Below are 13,557 nucleotides of genomic sequence, written 5' to 3' on the forward strand. Positions count from 1 at the left end.
GCGGCAGCTCACGCCAGGCGGATCGAATTTCCCTCCACCTTGATCTGCTCGGCCGGCAGCGGCTTCGGCGCCGGGCCCGCCTCCACGGAACCGTCCGCGATGCGGTACTTGCTGCCGTGGCACGGGCAGTCGATGGTGCCGTTCGCGACCGTGCCCACGGTGCAGCCCTGGTGGGTGCAGATCGCCGAGAAGGCCTTGAACTCGTCCTTCTTCGGCTGCGTGACGACGATCTTCTGGTCCTTGAAGATCTTGCCGCCGCCGACGGGGATCTCGGACGTCTTCGCCAACTCCTGGCCGCCGGACGCCTTTACGGACGACGACCCCGAGGAGTCGTTGCTGTCCCCGTACTTGCTGCACCCCGCGGTGAGCGCGGCGGCCGCCCCCGTCACGAGGACCGTGCGGCGCGTCGAGCTGTCGGTCATGTGGTCACTCCGAAAGTGGTCGTCATGGGGTCCCTGCGACGCTGGTCATGTCGTCACTCCGACGGTGCGGAAGAACCAGAGGGCGGACGTCAGCCAGATCAGCGCGAGGGCGGTGAACACCAGTCCGCCGACCAGCGGCAGCAGCCAGTCGGGCAGGCGCTCCGAGCGGAGCAGCAGCATCTTGGCACTGAAGGCGCCGAAGAACGCGCACCCCAGGACGGAATGCCACATCACGCGTGTCGAGTAGGTCTGGTACCCGAACGCGTAGAGGCAGTGCACGGCCACCGGCACCGCCACCAGGAACGCGATCCGCCCCGACCAGCGGTGCAGCGCCGGCGCCCAACTCGGGCCCGGCAGCCTGCCGTAGACCATGAAGGCCGAGACGACCTGGACGAGGGCGAAGAAGAACGCGGTCGTCGCCAGCCAGGACTTCACCGCGCCCGTGCTGCTGAAGCCGGCGAGGTTGAAGGCGGTGCCCGCCGGGTCGTGGACCTTGCCGTAGACACCGAGCCCGATCGCCACGGCGGCGGCCACGAGGGCGGGGACCAGGTAGCGGGCCGGGCTGTCGTGGGGGCGTACGGGTGGGCGCGGTGGATAGGCCTGGGTGGCGGAGTTCGGGTCGACGGTCATGAGCGCTCCCTGAGGCGGACGGTGGGTCAGGGGGTGACAGGGTGTGCGGTGAGCTGCTGTCCGTCGACCGTGACCGCGCCGGTCTCCGGGTCGATACGGGGTGCGGAGGCGGGCTTGCCGTCGCGGGTGACGATGCCGGTCTGGCGGCCGTTCGGGAGGACGACCCAGCCGGCGTCGATCTTCGCGCCGCGCACCTTGGCGGTCGCGCGCCAGAGTCCGGAGGGCTTGACCGCCTTGGCCGCGGTGAACGCGTAGCGCCGGCCCTCGTCCTTGACCGTGCCGCGGATCTTCCTGCCCTGGCCGATCGTGCCGTCGAGCACGGCGCCGTTCGGGGCGGTGAGTTTCATGCTGCCGTTGTTGTTCACGCGGCCTCTGAGCCAGGCCTCCTTGTAGCGGCCGTCGCAGAAGTACGCGACCGCCTTGCCGTCGCGGACCGATACGGCGACCGAGGCCGCGTCGTCGTCGGTGCGGCCGGCGTAGTCGGCGTTCGGCGCGGGGGGCTTTGTCGCGGAGGTCTTCGTCGGGGTCGGGCTGGGAGTGGGTGTGGAGGCGGGCGCGGAGGACTGGGGCGCGGAGGGTGACGGTGACTTCTCGCTGTACGAGGACGATGCCGTCTTCGTCCCCGACGTCACGTTGAGCGTCAGCATGAACAGGGCGAGCACCAGGCCCGCCAGAAGTGTGAGCAGTGGTCCGGGACGCTTCACTGTGGGCCTCCCCCGAGGCGGGCTTCCAGCCCATGAGAGCGGACTCGGGGCCGTGGGTAAAGAGGCAAACCGGGATGATCTCACCCCAAGTAGCGGAACTGGGCGATTCGGGTGACATTGGCAGGGTTCGAGGCCGGGCCCCGACCAGCGGCCGGCCGTTCTCGAAAGGTGCGAGCCATGGCGGGCAACGATCTCGGCAGTCTTCTCGGCGGTCTTCTGGGCGGATCGGGCGGCGGGAACCAGGGCGGTTCCGGCAGCGGCAACATCCTCGGCGCGCTGCTCTCCGCCCTCGGCGGCAGTCAGGGCGCCGGCAGTGGCGGCGGGAGCAATCCGCTGGGCGGGCTGCTGGACATGCTCACCAAGTCCGGTCTGACCGAACAGAAGGACTCCTGGGTCGGCACCGGGCAGAACCAGTCCGTCACCGGCGCCCAGATCCAGCAGGCGCTGCCCGACGACACCCTGCAGAAGGTCGCCGAGCAGGCCGGTGTCACCCCGGAGCAGGCCGCGAGCGACCTCGCGCAGACGCTGCCCCAGGCCGTCGACAAACTCACTCCCCAGGGGCAGGTGCCGCAGGCCGCCTCCCTGGAGGAACTGGTCCGGCAACAGTCCCTGTGACCGTCTCGGTGGGCGGGCGCCGCACACCGGTACCGGACGGGCTGACTAGGCTGGATGGACCAAGAGCCGTACATCAGCGAGGAGCAGAGCCGTGGCGGTACGAGCGGTCCGGGGCGCCGTCCAACTGGACAGGGACGAGGCCGGCCACATGGACGAGCAGGTCGGGGCGCTGCTCACCGCCGTCCTGGAGCGGAACGGCCTCACCGCCGACGACCTGATCAGCGTCTGGTTCACGGCGACGCCCGATCTGCACAGCGACTTCCCGGCCGCCGCCGCCCGCAAGCTCGGCAGCGGCTTCGCGGACGTGCCGCTGATCTGCGCGCAGGAGCTCGACATCGAGGGCGCGATGCCCCGCGTGGTCCGCGTCCTCGCGCACATCGAGTCCGACCGGGCCCGTGCCGACATCGCGCACGTCTACCTCGGTGCGGCGGCCGCCCTGCGCAAGGACATCGCCCAGTGAGGACCGCGGTCGTCATCGGGACGGGGCTCATCGGCACGTCCGCCGCGCTCGCCCTCACCTCGCGCGGAGTGGTCGTGCACCTCACCGACCACGACCCCGAGCAGGTCCGGATGGCGGTGGCGCTCGGCGCCGGGACCGACGAGGAGCCCGACGGGCCCGTCGACCTCGCGATCGTCGCCGCGCCGCCCGCGCTGGCCGCGGACGTCGTCGCCGGCGCGATGCGGCGGGGGGCCGCCCGGGGCTACCTCGACGTGGCCAGCGTCAAGGGCGGGCCGCGCCGGGAGCTGGAGGCGCTCGGGCTCGACCTCTCCTCGTACATCGGTACGCATCCCATGTCGGGGCGCGAGAAGTCGGGGCCGCTGGCCGCCACCGGTGATCTGTTCGAGGGGCGGCCCTGGGTACTGACGCCCACGCGGGACACCGACACCGAGGTGCTGAACCTCGCCCTGGAACTGGTGTCGTACTGCCGTGCGGTGCCGGTCGTCATGGACGCGGACGCGCACGACCGGGCCGTTGCGCTGGTCTCCCACATGCCTCATCTGGTGTCCAGCATGGTCGCCGCGCGGCTGGAGAACGCCGAGGAAGCCGCCGTACGGCTGTGCGGGCAGGGAATCCGGGATGTGACGCGGATCGCCGCGTCGGACCCCCGGATGTGGATCGACATCCTCTCCGCGAACCCCGGGCCGGTGGCCGATCTGCTGACGGATCTCTCCGGGGATCTGGAGGAGACCGTGCGGGCGTTGCGGGCGTTGCAGTCCTCCGACGCGGGGGAGCGGCACGCGGGGGCGAAGGGTGTCGAGGACGTGCTGCGGCGGGGGAACGCGGGGCAGGTCCGGGTGCCCGGCAAGCACGGGTCCGCTCCGCGGGTGTACGAGGTTGTGGCTGTGCTGATCGATGACCAGCCTGGGCAGTTGGCCCGGATCTTCGCGGATGCGGGGATGGCGGGGGTCAATATCGAGGATGTGCGGATCGAGCATGCGACGGGGCAGCAGGCGGGGCTTGTGCAGTTGTGGGTGGAGCCCAAGGCTGTGCCGGTGTTGACGGCTGCGTTGCGGGAGCGGGGCTGGGCCATCCGGCAGTAGACGTGGTGCGGGTGTGTGGGGGTTCGCGTCTTCTGGGGGCTGCGCCCCCAGGCCCCCGCTTCGGCCCTGAAGGGGCCTCGTCCTCAAACGCCGGACGGGCTGGATTTCGCCGACCGGCGTCGAGAGGTGCTGGACGGCCTGGGTTGGAATGGCACCGGACAGGCCCCCTCAGCAACCGCGCGAAGCGCTCGATCGTGTCCGCCCGCCTCCAGCGGTCACCGTCCGGCCAGACGAGTGACCCGCACCCAGTAACCTTGTGCGGGGCGCACTCGCGTCTCCGCCTCGCTCACCACCCCGCACCAGGAAGGTGTCCTCCCGTGGAAAACGGCGCCGCCCGGACCGCTCCGGCAGTGATTGTCGCCATCGACGGCCCCTCCGGCACGGGCAAGTCGAGCACGTCGAAGGCCGTGGCGGCGCAGCTCGGGCTGAGCTACCTCGACACCGGCGCGCAGTACCGGGCGATCACCTGGTGGATGGTGAGCAACGGGATCGACATCACCGACCCCACCGCCATCGCCGACGCGGCGGGCAAGGCGGAGATCGTCTCGGGCACCGACCCGGCGAACCCGACGATCAGCGTCGACGGCGTGGACGTGGCCGGTCCGATCCGGACGCAGGAGGTCACCTCCAAGGTCAGCGCGGTCAGCGCGGTGCCCGAGGTGCGGGCCAGGATCACCGAACTGCAGCGTTCGCTGGCCGCCGAGGCCGAGCACGGGATCGTCGTCGAGGGGCGGGACATCGGGACGACCGTGCTGCCCGACGCCGACCTGAAGATCTTCCTCACCGCGTCCCCGGAGGCGCGTGCCGCCCGCCGCAGCGGTGAGCTGAAGAGCGCCGACGTGCAGGCGACCCGCGAGGCGCTGCTGAAGCGCGACGCGGCCGACTCCTCCCGCAAGACCTCGCCGCTCGCGAAGGCGGACGACGCGGTCGAGGTGGACACCTCCGACCTCACGCTCCAGCAGGTCATCGAGTGCGTCGTCACCCTCGTCGGGGAGAAGCGGGCCGCCAAGTGACCGCACCTTCACAGCGCGGCGCCGACGTCGGGCGGCGCATCGGCGTCGGCCTGATGTACGGGCTGTGGAAGCCGCGTGTGCTGGGCGCCTGGAAGGTCCCCGCGACCGGCCCGGTGATCCTCGCCGTCAACCACTCGCACAACATCGACGGCCCGATGGTCATGGGCGTGGCACCCCGGCCGACGCACTTCCTCATCAAGAAGGAGGCGTTCGTCGGCCCGCTCGACCCCTTCCTGCTCGCCATCGGCCAGCTGAAGGTGGACCGGTCGGTCGCCGACCGTACGGCGATCACCCGGGCGCTGGACGTCCTGACCGACGGCGGGGTCCTCGGCATCTTCCCCGAGGGCAGCCGCGGCGAGGGCGACTTCGCGTCGCTGCGCGCCGGGCTCGCCTACTTCGCGGTCCGCAGCGGCGCCCCGATCGTGCCGGTGGCCGTGCTGGGCAGCGCCGAGAAGAGCGGACGACTGATAAAGGCGCTGCCCCCGCTGCGCTCCCGCGTCGACGTCGTCTTCGGCGACCCGTTCGACGCGGGCGACGGCTCCGGCCGCCGTACGCGCAAGGCACTGGACGAGGCGACCGAGCGCATCCAGAAGCAGCTGGCCGCCCACCTGGACGACGCCAGGCGCCTCACCGGGCGCTAAGAGACACTTGAGTAGTGGATCACCCGAAATCCGGGGGCTCCACCGATCACCACGATGAACGAGGTACCGACTTCATGAACGACCAGATCCAGCCCGACGGCTCCGGCGCGGAGCACGACCACGGGGCGCTCGGCGACGCCGAGTACGCGGAGTTCATGGAGCTCGCCGCCGTGGAGGGCTTCGACATCGAGGACGTCGAGGGCGCCATCGACGAGGCGGGACACGGGCCGCTGCCCGTCCTCGCCGTCGTGGGCCGCCCGAACGTCGGCAAGTCGACTCTCGTCAACCGCATCATCGGCCGCCGCGAGGCCGTCGTGGAGGACAAGCCCGGCGTCACGCGTGACCGTGTGACCTACGAGGCCGAGTGGGCCGGGCGCCGCTTCAAGGTCGTCGACACCGGCGGCTGGGAGCAGGACGTCCTCGGGATCGACGCCTCCGTCGCCGCGCAGGCCGAGTACGCGATCGAGGCCGCCGACGCGGTCGTCTTCGTCGTCGACGCCAAGGTCGGCGCCACCGACACCGACGAGGCCGTCGTACGACTGCTGCGCAAGGCCGGCAAGCCCGTCGTGCTGGCCGCCAACAAGGTGGACGGTCTCAGCGGTGAGTCCGACGCCGCCTACCTGTGGTCCCTCGGGCTCGGCGAGCCGCACCCCGTCTCCGCGCTGCACGGGCGCGGCACCGGCGACATGCTGGATGCCGTCCTGGAGGCGCTGCCGGAGGCGCCCGAGCAGACCTTCGGCACCGCGGTCGGCGGCCCCCGCCGGATCGCGCTGATCGGCCGCCCGAACGTCGGCAAGTCCTCGCTGCTGAACAAGGTGGCCGGCGAGGAGCGCGTCGTCGTCAACGAGATCGCCGGCACCACCCGCGACCCGGTCGACGAACTGATCGAACTCGGCGGTGTCACCTGGAAGTTCGTCGACACGGCGGGCATCCGCAAGCGCGTCCACCTCCAGCAGGGCGCCGACTACTACGCCTCGCTGCGCACCGCCGCCGCCGTCGAGAAGGCGGAGGTCGCGGTCATCCTGATCGACGCCTCCGAGAACATCTCGGTGCAGGACCAGCGCATCGTCACCATGGCCGTCGAGGCGGGCCGCGCGATCGTCCTCGCCTTCAACAAGTGGGACACGCTCGACGAGGAGCGCCGCTACTACCTGGAGCGCGAGATCGAGACCGAGCTGGCCCAGGTCGCGTGGGCGCCCCGGGTCAACATCTCGGCGCGCACCGGCCGCCACATGGAGAAGCTGGTCCCGGGTATCGAGACCGCCCTCGCGGGCTGGGAGACGCGCGTCCCGACGGGCCGGCTGAACGCGTTCCTGGGCGAGTTGGTCGCGGCCCACCCGCACCCGATCCGCGGCGGCAAGCAGCCCCGCATCCTCTTCGGCACCCAGGCGGGCACCAAGCCCCCGCGCTTCGTCCTCTTCGCCTCCGGCTTCATCGAGGCGGGCTACCGCCGCTTCATCGAGCGCCGTCTGCGCGAGGAGTTCAGCTTCGAGGGCACCCCGATCCACATCTCGGTCCGGGTCCGCGAGAAGCGCGGCAAGAAGAAGTAGCCGCAGCCGTACGGCTGTTCACGACCGTTCTACGACGAGGAGGGCGGCCCCAGTCTCCACTGGGGCCGCCCTCCTCGTACGTGACGTCAGATGCCTCGGCGCGGGCCGGGCGGCAGGGCCGCCGGGATGTGGTGCATCCCGGTGTGGCCGTGCTGGTGCTGCTGGGCGACCTGGCTCAGCTGCCCGACGCGCTGCCACTGGGACTGCTGCCGGGCGCTGTAGGCCCCCGCGCTGTACGCGCTGTACGAGCCCCCGCCCAGGGAACCCCCGCCGAACGTGCCGGTGCTGTGCGGGCTGTGCCCGAAGGCGGTGAAGCCCAGCTCCTCCTCGCCGCTGCGGTCGCCCGGCAGCGAACGGAAGGTCTTGACCCACTCCGAGTAGAGCCGGTCGTAGATCGGCGTGGCCGAGGGACCGCCGGGGCTGTCCCGGTCCGTTCGCGAGGACGGGATCGGCTGGTAGTTCCGGCTGCGGGGTACGTCGTATGCGTGCACGTATGTCCAAACGACACGTGACCTGAAGGGATGCGGCTCAGGTGCCCGCGAGCGGGAGTGCGGAGCCGACCAGCTGGCCGTTTGCCGCGGCCTTGTCGAGGGCGCCGCGGAGCAGGTCCTCGCGGGGCTGGCGGCCGATGGAGCCGACCGGTGCCGCGAACATCAGCACCTGCTGGTGCTTGTTGGCGGCGGCCCGCCAGCTGTCGGTGACCTGGAGCGGCTGGTGCGCCTGCCACCAGGCCACCGGGGAACCGCCGTTGGCGCTCGGCTGGAGCACCGCGTGCAGCTGGCCCGCGGCGAGCAGCACCGACCAGCCGTGCAGCACGGGCGGCACGGTGGTGATCTCGCTGAGCGGCATGAAGCCCTGCTCGATCAGCAGCGGCAGGAAGTCGTCACCGACGCCGGTCGAGCCGGGCCGCACGATCGGCGCGGTCGGCTCGACGACCAGGGCGGGGTGCAACTCCCCTGAGATCAGGACGAGTCCGCTGGTCACCCCGAGCACGGCCTGCTCGGGCACGGCCAGCTCCGGTTCGCCGGCCGGGGCGTGCGCGTTGCCGCTGATGGAGCGGACCGCGCCCTGCAGCTGTTCCTCGGTGACCTGCACGACCTGGGAGGGCAGGCAGGTGGCGTGGGCGAAGGCGAGGACGGCGGTCTCGTCGCCGATGAACAGGACGGTGCTGGTGCGCTCCTGTGCGGAGTCGCCCTGGGTGCGGCACGACGTGCAGTCGTAACTGCCCGGGGCGTTGTCTCCGGCGAGCAGCCGGTCGGCTTCATCGTCGCCGATCTCGGCGCGTACGTCGTCGCTGACGTCGAGCATGCGCGGCACGGGTGGCTCCCTCGGAATGCGGTGCCCGGTGGGTCCCGGGCTCATGAAGATGACAACGGAGGATCTGTGGCGGGAGTCACGCTTCAGAGCGAACCGAATCGAACCAACCGACGCGGACGGTCACAACGCGTACGGAATCGAGCACTCCATGTCAACTGCACGAAAGGTCAAGGGAGTTGGTTGCGTGAACCGGGTCACAGCGCGTGTCGGCAACTGGTCGCAAAATCGTGAAATCGGTGGATGTAGTGGGTGGCCGAAAAGTGCCGATACCCCCGGTAACAGTGAACTGGCCTGCGGGGACAGGCAGTTGGTCGACACCGGCTCGTTGACCTCCGTACATTCCTCCGCCGTGTGCAGCGAGCACCGCTCGGGACACGTCCGTCGGCCGAACAAGCCAGCAAACAGCACCACTTCCGACGGACGGGGAGGAGCGCGGAAACCACGTCGATGCGTGGGAGCCGCGGACCGCCTTGGGGGACCCCGGGTTGTTGGAGAGGGAACTACATGTCCGAATGTGCCGATACCACTCGCGAGAACGCTCATAAGTCCCCCATGGGGCAGGCGCGTACGACGGCGGTCCTCGCCGGGGCGGCTCTGCTCGCCCCCCTCGGACTGCTGGCCGCAAGCGGCAACGCCGCGGCGGCCGACAGTGGAGTGTGGGACCGCATCGCCCAGTGCGAGAGCGGCGGCAACTGGCACATCAACACCGGCAACGGCTACTACGGAGGACTCCAGTTCTCCGCCGGGACCTGGCGCGCCTACGGTGGTTCGGCCTACGCGGCCACCGCCGACCAGGCGTCCAAGTCCGCGCAGATCACCGTTGCCGGCAAGGTCCAGCGCGCCCAGGGATGGGGCGCGTGGCCGGTCTGTTCGGTACGGGCCGGAGCGAGCGGCAGCGCACCCGCGGGCTCGTCCGGCACGGTGAGCGAGAAGTCCACCGGGACGAAGAAGTCGACCACCGAATCGACCTCCGAGTCGACGACGAGGAAGTCGACCGAGAAGGCGACCCCGTCGAAGCCCGCGAAGACGCCGGCCCGCGGGACGAACAACGCCTCGCGCGGCACGTCCCGCGGCGACTACACCGTCCGCGAGGGCGACACCCTGAGCGGCATCGCCGCCCAGCACGGGACCACCTGGCGGAAGGTCTACGCCGCAAACAAGGCCGTCATCGGCGGTGACCCCGATCTGATCGTGCCCGGGCAGCAGCTCGACCTCTGAGCAGCACCGCCCGCGCCGCCCCCGTCCGGTCCCTCGACCGGGCGGGGGCGCGCGTCACTCCCGCTCGGCCGCCTCGCCGCCGAACACGACCGTCCCGCGCCGCAGTTCGTACACCAGGGCGCCCCGGCCGCGCAGCACGGGCGGCAACCGCTGCTCGGCCACGACCACACATGCGTCCAGCCCGGCCAGCACCTCGTACGTGTGCGCCGCGACCGCGGGTGACATGCCCTGCGCCGGCTCGTCGACGAGCACCACACGCGCCTGTGCCAGCAACGCCCGCGACAGCGCCAGCATCCGCTGCTCACCCCCGGAGAGCGTGCTCGCCCGGCGGGGGAGCAGCGGGACCAGCTGGGGATACGCGTCGAGGGCCACGGAGCAGTCCCGCGCGGCGAGTTCGAGGTTCTCGCGCACGGTGAGCGACCCGAACACGGCCCGCCGCTCCGGCACCAGACACAGCCCCCGGCGCGCCCGTTCATAGGCGGGCACACGGGTCACCTCGGCGCCGTCCCACACCACAGCCCCGCCCGACAGCGCGACCGTACCGGCGAGGGCCCGCAGCACGGTCGTACGGCCGGAGCCGTTGCGGCCCAGCAGGACGGTGAGTCCGCGGGTCGGGGCCGCGAGGGTGACGCCGTGCAGCGCTTCGAGGGGGCCGTAGCGGACGCGGGCGCGGCGGAGGGAGATGGTCATGCGGGGAACTCCCGTGCGGCCTCCGGGGCGTTGAGGGCGCCGTGCTCGAGGACGTGATCCGGTGGGCCGGAGGCGACGATGCGGCCCGCGGTCATCACATGGACCACGTCCGCGAGGTCGGCCACCAGGTCGAGGTCGTGCTCGACGACGAGCAGGGCGGTGCCCTCGGCGGCCAGCGCCCTCAACACCTGCGTCAGCGCGGCCACTTCGGCGGTGTCGAGTCCGGCGGCGGGCTCGTCGAGCAGCAGTATGCGCGGGCCGCCGGCGAACGCCCGCGCCAGTTCGACCCGGCGCAGCGTCCCGGTGGGCAGTCCGGCGGCGGGCAGCGACCGCACCTCCCCGTCCAGCCCGAACAACCGCAACGCCCGCTCCACGGCGCCCGGTTCGGTGACCCGGCCCTGCTCGGCGCCGACACGCACGTTCTCGGCGACGGTCAACGAGGGGAACACGGCGAGCTGTTGAAAGGTCCGGGCGATCCCGAGCCGGGTGCGCGCGTGCGCGGTCAGCCGCGTGATGTCCCGTCCGCCCAGCCGGACCCGCCCCCGCGCGGGCCGCACGGTCCCGGCCAGACAGTGGAACAGGGTGCTCTTTCCCGCCCCGTTGGGCCCGACGACGGCGGTGACCTGCCCGGCCCGCACGACGAGATCGACCCCGTCGAGCGCGGTGAAGCCGCCGTAACGGGCGTGCAGGGCGTGGGCGGTGAGGACGGCGGGAGGGAGGGGGCGGGGACGGGGGTGCGGGGTGGCCGCAGGCCGGTGTGCAACATCCGTACCGGCAGCCGCCGTTGAGCCTGTGCGCCCCTCTGCGGGCCGTATCTTCCTCCGCACCCCCATCCCCAACTCGGTGAGCCGCGCCTTCCGTTGCGGCCGCAGCCGTCCCGCCGCAGCGCGCACCGCCTCGTAAGGACCGCCGGGAAACCTTCCCACGCACACCGCCAACACCCCGACCAGCGCCGCCGCCACCCCGCCCCGCGCCCCCGCGTCCAGCCCGACCAGCAGAGCCGCGGCGGCCAGCGCGCCGAGCGTGCTGTCGGCGCCCAGCACGACCACCGCCGCGAACCACAGCAGGCCGCGCACGGGGTCGTAGGCCGAGGGGTCGAAGGCGCGCAGGCCCATGCCGAGCATGCCGCCGCCCAGGGCGGCCAGGGCGGCGCCCGCGACGAAGGCGAGGAGTTTCAGGGACGGGACCTGGACGCCCGCCGCCGACGCGCCCTGTTCGTGGTCGCGCAGGGCGGCGAGGGCGCGGCCCGTACGGCCCCGGCGCAGGGCGTGGACCGCCGGCAACGCGCCTGCCAGGAGGGCGAGTTCGAGGACGTAGTAGGCGCGGTCGCCGTCGAAGCCGGACGGGCGGGCCAGCGACAGGCCCGAGGTGGCGTACGGCTGGGCGAAGACGAAGCGGCTGACCCCGACGCCGACCGCGAAGGTCGCGAGGGCGAGGGCCAGGCCGTGGCGGCCGATCGCGGGCCAGCCGGTCAGCAGGCCCAGGGGCGCGACCAGGAGGACGGCGAGCGCGAGCGCGGCCAGTTCAGGGACGCGGGGGAGCCCCGGGAAGCGGCCCGCCGCCAGCAGTGCGGTGAACAGGGCACCCAGGCCCGCGTACGCCGCCTGCCCCAGCGAGAGCTGCCCGCCGCGCCCGGTGACCACCACCAGCGACAGCAGCACCACGCCCAGCGCCGGGACCTGGACCGAGGTGTGCAGGTCCGAGCCGGCGAAGCCGAGCGGGAGGAGGAACAGCACCCCGGCCACGATCCAGGCGCCGGGAGGCGTGGCGACACGGGCCGTCGCCGTGCGCGGGAGGGCGTCCTTCGTGCCGACACCGGGCAGCACCAGCGCCGCGACCAGCAGGGCGACCACGAACAGGTTCGCGCCCACCGCCTGCATCAACCGGCCCTCGTCGCCCGGCAGATGGAGCCGCGTCAACTGGCTCTGCCCGACCCCGACCCCCAGCGCCACCACCACGGCGACCGGCAGACTCCGCATCCGTGCCGCCACGGCGACCGCCATCACCTCCATGACGAGCAGCGGCAGACCGTACGGGTCCAGGCGCACGGACGGCGCGAGGAGCACGCCCGTCAGCCCCGCCGTGAACGACCCGAACGCCCAGCCCGCGGCGGCCACCCGGTCGGCGTCCACCCCACCCAGGACCGCGAGCTGACGATCGTCCACGACGGCCCGCAGCTCCCGCCCGAACCGCGTCCAGCGGATCACCGCCCCGACTCCGGCGGCCAGCACGAGCACCACCGCCAACTGCCCCCAGGGATCGGCCGACACCAGCTCCGGCGCGTCGTCCCGCGCCCCCTGCCCCCACACCAGCGCGGCCCCGCCGACCAGCAGCACGAAGACCCCGATGGACGCGACCAGGGTCTGCGCCGGATCGCCGCCCAGGACCGCCAACGGCCGGAAGACGAACCGTTCCAGCGCCACCCCGATGCCGGGGGCCAGGAACAGCAGGGTCACCACCGCGCCCAGCCACAGCGGCCAGCCCCACCCGACCACGCACTGCCGCAACACGTACGCGCACACCATCGCGACCGCGCCGTGCGCGAAGTTGAGGACGCCGGTCGCGCGGTACGTCACGATCAGGCCGATCCCGGTGAGCGCGGCGGCGCTGCCGACCGAGAGCCCGGCGAGGGTGAGGTCGTAGGTGAAGGTCGACATCAGGGTCATCAGTCGTCGGCTTCGGCGGGCTCGCAGATCGGGCAGGGGCTCAACTCGCCGTTGGCCACGAGCTTCGCGTCCACCGGTACCGCCTCCGGCTTCCCGGCGACCAACGGGCAGTCCGCCCGGTGCCACAGTGTGCCGCCCGGCACCATCAGCAGGTCCCCGCTGACCGCCAGGGGCGCGACGGCGGCCCGCGCGGACTCCTCGGTGTCGGCGGGTCCCGCGGCCACGAGAAGGCCGTACAGCTCCACCACGCGGGACGCGGCGAGGGCGGAGCGGCCGTGGGTGAGGAGGATCGCGGCGGCGACGATCAGGGCGGCACCGGGGACCGTGCAGGAGGCCAGGTAGGGGAGTTGGCGTTCCGCGTAGCGCTCGCCGGATACGCCGTACCAGCCGAGCACGCACAGGACGGCACCGGCGGCGAGCGCGGTCCAGCCGGCCCACAGGGCGGGGTGCACGGTCCGCAGTCGGGGTGTCCGCATTTCCGGCTCCCACATGTCATGTGTCTGTCCATGCCAGCCAATGGCTTGCACTATGCCTTCTGACACCTGACCT

General features: G+C 72.2%; 15 protein-coding genes. 7 read left to right on the forward strand and 8 right to left on the reverse strand.

Features of this window, described 5'->3' with window-relative positions; genetic code table 11:
- Positions 1 to 8: 8 nt before the first annotated feature.
- The 3 genes from OHT77_RS34650 to OHT77_RS34660 are packed head-to-tail and all read right to left on the reverse strand — an operon-like array spanning position 9 to position 1,756.
- Positions 9 to 422 (reverse strand): Rieske (2Fe-2S) protein, encoded by a 414-nt coding sequence (locus OHT77_RS34650; protein ID WP_328832338.1) that lies wholly within the window; start codon positions 420 to 422, stop codon positions 9 to 11.
- A 45-nt stretch (positions 423 to 467) separates the two neighbouring features.
- Positions 468 to 1,052 carry a DUF6529 family protein gene (locus OHT77_RS34655; protein ID WP_328832339.1) on the reverse strand — a complete coding sequence of 195 codons (585 nt, stop codon included), beginning with the start codon at positions 1,050 to 1,052 and terminating at the stop codon, positions 468 to 470.
- A 26-nt stretch (positions 1,053 to 1,078) separates the two neighbouring features.
- Entirely contained in the window at positions 1,079 to 1,756 is a 678-nt protein-coding gene (locus OHT77_RS34660; RefSeq protein ID WP_328832340.1) for a hypothetical protein, read from the reverse strand.
- Positions 1,757 to 1,933: 177 nt separating this feature from the next.
- On the opposite strand from OHT77_RS34660, the gene OHT77_RS34665 reads away from it, so the two are divergent.
- From OHT77_RS34665 to der, 6 genes are all read left to right on the forward strand, one after another.
- Complete coding sequence (locus OHT77_RS34665; RefSeq protein WP_328832341.1) at positions 1,934 to 2,371, forward strand: YidB family protein; 438 nt, start codon at positions 1,934 to 1,936, stop codon at positions 2,369 to 2,371.
- 91 nt (positions 2,372 to 2,462) lie between these two features.
- Entirely contained in the window at positions 2,463 to 2,831 is a 369-nt protein-coding gene (aroH, locus tag OHT77_RS34670) for a chorismate mutase (protein WP_266767242.1), read from the forward strand.
- Positions 2,828 to 3,913, forward strand: coding sequence for a prephenate dehydrogenase (locus tag OHT77_RS34675; protein WP_328832342.1), 1,086 nt, complete (start codon positions 2,828 to 2,830; stop codon positions 3,911 to 3,913). The genes aroH and OHT77_RS34675 overlap by 4 nt, the downstream gene beginning before the upstream one ends.
- Before the next feature lie 317 nt (positions 3,914 to 4,230).
- Complete coding sequence (gene cmk / locus OHT77_RS34680; protein ID WP_328832343.1) at positions 4,231 to 4,926, forward strand: (d)CMP kinase; 696 nt, start codon at positions 4,231 to 4,233, stop codon at positions 4,924 to 4,926.
- Complete coding sequence (locus tag OHT77_RS34685) at positions 4,884 to 5,567, forward strand: lysophospholipid acyltransferase family protein (RefSeq protein WP_328832344.1); 684 nt, start codon at positions 4,884 to 4,886, stop codon at positions 5,565 to 5,567. The genes cmk and OHT77_RS34685 overlap by 43 nt, the downstream gene beginning before the upstream one ends.
- 74 nt (positions 5,568 to 5,641) lie before the next feature.
- On the forward strand, positions 5,642 to 7,117 hold the full coding sequence (gene der / locus OHT77_RS34690) for a ribosome biogenesis GTPase Der (RefSeq protein ID WP_266767238.1): 1,476 nt from the start codon (positions 5,642 to 5,644) through the stop codon (positions 7,115 to 7,117).
- Positions 7,118 to 7,203: 86 nt separating this feature from the next.
- On the opposite strand, the gene OHT77_RS34695 is transcribed toward der, so the two are convergent.
- On the reverse strand, positions 7,204 to 7,608 hold the full coding sequence (locus OHT77_RS34695; protein WP_328832345.1) for a hypothetical protein: 405 nt from the start codon (positions 7,606 to 7,608) through the stop codon (positions 7,204 to 7,206).
- A 37-nt stretch (positions 7,609 to 7,645) separates the two neighbouring features.
- A complete protein-coding gene (locus OHT77_RS34700; protein WP_328832346.1) occupies positions 7,646 to 8,434 on the reverse strand; it encodes a hypothetical protein in 789 nt (262 codons plus the stop codon).
- A gap of 504 nt (positions 8,435 to 8,938) precedes the next feature.
- Between OHT77_RS34700 and OHT77_RS34705 the strand changes: the two genes are divergently transcribed.
- Positions 8,939 to 9,652, forward strand: a complete 714-nt coding sequence (locus OHT77_RS34705; protein ID WP_328832347.1) for a transglycosylase family protein — start codon at positions 8,939 to 8,941, stop codon at positions 9,650 to 9,652.
- A 54-nt stretch (positions 9,653 to 9,706) separates the two neighbouring features.
- Here the strand turns inward: OHT77_RS34705 and OHT77_RS34710 are convergent, their stop codons facing one another.
- The 3 genes from OHT77_RS34710 to OHT77_RS34720 are packed head-to-tail and all read right to left on the reverse strand — an operon-like array spanning position 9,707 to position 13,484.
- Complete coding sequence (locus OHT77_RS34710) at positions 9,707 to 10,342, reverse strand: ATP-binding cassette domain-containing protein (protein ID WP_328832348.1); 636 nt, start codon at positions 10,340 to 10,342, stop codon at positions 9,707 to 9,709.
- Entirely contained in the window at positions 10,339 to 12,999 is a 2,661-nt protein-coding gene (locus tag OHT77_RS34715; RefSeq protein WP_328834433.1) for an ABC transporter permease subunit, read from the reverse strand. Before OHT77_RS34715 ends, OHT77_RS34710 begins: the two co-directional genes overlap by 4 nt.
- 8 nt (positions 13,000 to 13,007) lie before the next feature.
- Positions 13,008 to 13,484, reverse strand: coding sequence for a hypothetical protein (locus OHT77_RS34720; RefSeq protein WP_328832349.1), 477 nt, complete (start codon positions 13,482 to 13,484; stop codon positions 13,008 to 13,010).
- Positions 13,485 to 13,557: the final 73 nt, after the last annotated feature.

It is taken from the genome of Streptomyces sp. NBC_00252, assembly GCF_036187565.1.
In the GTDB taxonomy this organism is placed as follows: domain Bacteria; phylum Actinomycetota; class Actinomycetes; order Streptomycetales; family Streptomycetaceae; genus Streptomyces.

What these genes read in the sequence shown, in the direction of transcription:
- OHT77_RS34705 (WP_328832347.1), top strand. Translation starts at nt 8,939, where the DNA reads ATGTCCGAATGTGCCGATACCACTCGCGAGAACGCTCATAAGTCCCCC.
- OHT77_RS34720 (WP_328832349.1), bottom strand. Translation starts at nt 13,484, where the DNA reads ATGCGGACACCCCGACTGCGGACCGTGCACCCCGCCCTGTGGGCCGGC.
- OHT77_RS34710 (WP_328832348.1), bottom strand. Translation starts at nt 10,342, where the DNA reads ATGACCATCTCCCTCCGCCGCGCCCGCGTCCGCTACGGCCCCCTCGAA.
- OHT77_RS34650 (WP_328832338.1), bottom strand. Translation starts at nt 422, where the DNA reads ATGACCGACAGCTCGACGCGCCGCACGGTCCTCGTGACGGGGGCGGCC.
- OHT77_RS34715 (WP_328834433.1), bottom strand. Translation starts at nt 12,999, where the DNA reads ATGTCGACCTTCACCTACGACCTCACCCTCGCCGGGCTCTCGGTCGGC.
- OHT77_RS34655 (WP_328832339.1), bottom strand. Translation starts at nt 1,052, where the DNA reads ATGACCGTCGACCCGAACTCCGCCACCCAGGCCTATCCACCGCGCCCA.
- der (WP_266767238.1), top strand. Translation starts at nt 5,642, where the DNA reads ATGAACGACCAGATCCAGCCCGACGGCTCCGGCGCGGAGCACGACCAC.
- OHT77_RS34665 (WP_328832341.1), top strand. Translation starts at nt 1,934, where the DNA reads ATGGCGGGCAACGATCTCGGCAGTCTTCTCGGCGGTCTTCTGGGCGGA.